This is a genomic window from Scandinavium sp. UTDF21-P1B (assembly GCF_040750395.1).
Taxonomy (GTDB): Bacteria; Pseudomonadota; Gammaproteobacteria; order Enterobacterales; family Enterobacteriaceae; genus Scandinavium.
On record NZ_JBFLVD010000041.1, the window covers coordinates 1 to 3,533 of the forward strand.

General features: G+C 53.2%; 1 protein-coding gene and 1 pseudogene. Both read right to left on the reverse strand.

The features are described from left to right. Positions 1-86: 86 nt before the first annotated feature. Positions 87-290: pseudogene (locus AB1287_RS22060) on the reverse strand (recombinase family protein); the annotation flags it as partial. Between the two features lie 126 nt (positions 291-416). Then, complete coding sequence (locus AB1287_RS22065; protein WP_435619114.1) at positions 417-3,338, reverse strand: RHS repeat-associated core domain-containing protein; 2,922 nt, start codon at positions 3,336-3,338, stop codon at positions 417-419. Between the last annotated feature and the right edge of the window lie 195 nt (positions 3,339-3,533).

Here is a 3,533-nt window from a genome sequence, read left to right on the forward strand (position 1 = left end):
ATGTCACGCTGAAAGTGGCGGCCTTTGAAGGGGTTCATGTGCTGCTCCGTCAGCAAAAGAAGATGATGAGTTTATCACCTCCAGATTTTTGCAACAGAGCCGCTTCCGCTGGCTTTTTCTGCACGAATGATTTCACAACCGGCAGCGCGGAGAATTTGTGTCTGCAGGGTAAGATCCTGGTCACTGGTTGAAACGCGGGCATAACTGTAAAGTGCCATAATGATGAAAACTGTCTCGTTTAACTCTGGATGATGAAAACGTAACACTTGGATGAGACGAAAATAACCCAAATGAGACAGAAAAACTGTCTCACCGGACTGCATGCTTTGGGTTTACCCAAAAAAGAACCCAGTAACTTAAACGGGTTCTTAGGTGGGGAGGAACATGTCGTTTAATTTTAAGTTAAAATTGCTATATTAATGATGTAGGGGTAAGGTTTTTGACTTAACAACCTTTCTTCCTTCGCTATAACGGATTTCACCTATCAGTTTCGTCTTCTTATAGAAGAAACCAACAGATTCTTCTCTTAATGATGAAATTTCGGGGGCGTTAGCGAGGCTCTGGTATTTTATATTCCATTGGTCGTTTTCATATATCATAAATGCCGAGCCTGTTATATTTTCCATTAAATTCCCCTGACTATCATGATGGTAACCATAATCTCCATATTCCATGGCATCGATCATACCCTGTCCATGTTCATTGGAAGCCAAGTTATTATATTCTTGGTCTTCTTTTCCTCCCTGTACATGTCTGACACGAATGGTTTCTTCGTTTAATTTATCAGCGACAAAAGTACATCCGCTGAATCCGGGGGTGAGCACGAGTTTTGGACCTGTCATAGGATGTGCGGGAATATCCACATATCCCCCTTGTGGGGCCCAATATGCTGCTGCAACCATACCTCCTCCAGTTTGATAGGTTGATGTTTCTGCATCAACAATCCGCAATGCGTGAATATCTTTATTTTCGCTTATTGAGAAACGTATTGCGTTAAACGCCAGTATGCCTCCACCCCGACGTTTATTAGCCAGTATATCCTTAGTTATCTTATCCATAGGAACCTTGGTTGGATTAATAAGGTCGGTTAATAGTGGAGTCGTGCTTAGCGCATGCTCTGTTAATGCATCTTCCAGCTTTATTGGGGTCCCTTTAACAGAGCTAATCTCCCCGAAGGATGGAGTTATAGGCGATGCACCACGCCGATTTCTGTCTTCTCCGGTTTTTAATTTTGGCTTGCCAGGGAGTTGAGTGCGTAAATCTCGTTTGAGTCCGTCAGGATCAACGAATGTTACTGGATTATTCCTGCACATCCTGAACAGATTAAGCCCGTCCACCGTGCCTGCCGGGTCTGAGGAGAGCCACCGCCCCGCCCACGGCTGGTAGTACCGGTAGCCGTAGTAATACAGCCCCGTCGCGTCAAGCTCCTTACCTGAGTACCGTACCGTTTTGTAATCCGCCTCCACCTCACTACGCGCCGTCCATACCGCCGTCCCGCCATACGGATAATACTCCTCCATGCTGATGACGTTCCCGCTGCCGTCCAGTTCCAGTCCGCTGCTGCCGGTCAGGTTATCGTAGCTGTATCGTATCTGGTCATTACTGATTTCCGCCGGCCTGTCTGATGCCCAGTGCAGCACCCGCACCTGCGCACGGCCCGCTTCCCCTACTGTCATCACCTGCAGGCTTTCCGTTTCCGTATCGCCTGTTTTTGTGCTCCGCAGCTCCAGGCCTGGCAGGTACAGAGCTCGCTGCGTCTGCGTGCTGTTACTGGTTTTCTGCATGCTGACCTTCAGCAGGCGCTGGTTGTCCGCATCATACCGATAGCTTTCATAGTCTGCGGCGTCACCGTCACGCACCACCGGCGTTACTTTCAGCAGCTCGTTGCGTGTATTCCAGCTGAGTGTCTGCCCCGGCTGCAGCTGCTTCTGTTGTCCGCCTGCCGTAAACAGCCCGTCCACCTCTGCCGGATTTTCCGTCAGGGTGCTCAGCACGCCCCGGTTGCTGCGGTCGCTGACCGTGATGTTTGTGGTGTAACTGTTGTTTGTCGCCGGTGCGCTGTGCCTGACCTGCGTCAGGTTGCCGGCGTTGTCGTAGGTGTAAGTGCGGATGTAGTTTGTAAACGCAGAGCTGTCGGTGGGAAGGGGGACGGTGGAGGACGGTAAGCCGCTACCCTGCAGCCCTGCATTTGCCATCTCGCGCCCGGTGGCGCTGACCAGCTGGTACAGACTGTCGTAGACGTACGTGTTCTCCGGCACCACTTTCTGGTTGCGCCAGAAGCGGGTCTCTTCGGCATCATTACTGACTTTCAGGACGTTACCCACCGGGTCGTACTCATAACGCAGGTCCTGCAGCACCTTCATCCCGGAGACGTGTCCGGCTGGCCGTTCCGTTTTAATCCCGGTCAGTCGCTGCGTCTGTGGCTCGTACGTGTACGTGGTCACCACGCCGTTGCCGTGCTCTTCGCGCAGCTTCTGCCGCGCGGCTGAGTACGTCAGGGAAGCGACAATAGCCTGCTCTTTTCCACCCTTCAGCGTCAGCCAGCTGCCCGACAGCAGGCCCGCCACGTCATAGGCCACCCGCTGCCGGTTACTTTTTGCGTCCGTGGTGGTCAGCACTGCGCCAGTGGCGTCTGCTGTGGTCAGGGTGGTGTGGGCTTCCGCAGCCAGCAGGTCGTTCCACGCAGAAGCGTCGGTGCCCTTCCAGTCGGCGGTAAGGTCGGGATTGTCCGCATCCTTCAGCAGACGGCGGATGACGGAGAGCGGGACGCCGGTAAGTGCCACTCTGTCAGTCTGTGTCATGCCGGCGGTATCGTAATGCCTGACGCACTGTCCGGCAAGGTTCAGGGCTTTCTCTGCGTCACCGTTGCCGGCATACGCGAAGCGCTCCGTGATGTGGGCAGCCTCACCAGATAACTGTTCAGTTATGCTCAGCGGACGTCCCGGCAGCTCTACGTCCTCATATTGCCAGGTACGCATCACCGCCTGACTTCTGTCCTCCGTACCGTCGTCAGCGGTGCTGATATTACTGACCGCCATAAACGGCCGGCCGGCAGCATCGTTCAGCGCCACAGTGATGCCGTTATCCACACCCTGTGACCGCAGAACGTTGCCGGTCAGGTCGGTCTGATAGCTGAAGTTCGCCAGTCCGGCGTCGTGCAGGCGCGGGTCAGTACTCTGCGTCAGAAAGCCGCGGGCGTCATACTGATGGCGGGTAATGCGTTCACTGGTCACGTCCGGGGAGCCGGGATGGCGGTGGTACGCGATGTCGCGCACGGTCAGGCCGCGGTTATCGAGAACCGTGACCGTCGGGGTTTTGTTGAACAGCGATGTGCTCATGATATTCTCCTGTTTATGTTGTACAGCCGTTCAGGCTGCAAAAATAATCATACAGTAATCAGGATAATTTCACCTGGACAGGCGCTATCAGGGTGGGATTGGAAGAAGACGCGGGTAGTCAAATTGGCACTGTTGCAAAGTTCGTGACGAGGTAGCCTTTTATCTTATTTAAAAGCCTTACATTTCAAAAACTCT

Bases quoted from the DNA above. Each gene is read 5' to 3' on its own strand.
- AB1287_RS22065 (WP_435619114.1), bottom strand. From the start codon at position 3,338: ATGAGCACATCGCTGTTCAACAAAACCCCGACGGTCACGGTTCTCGAT.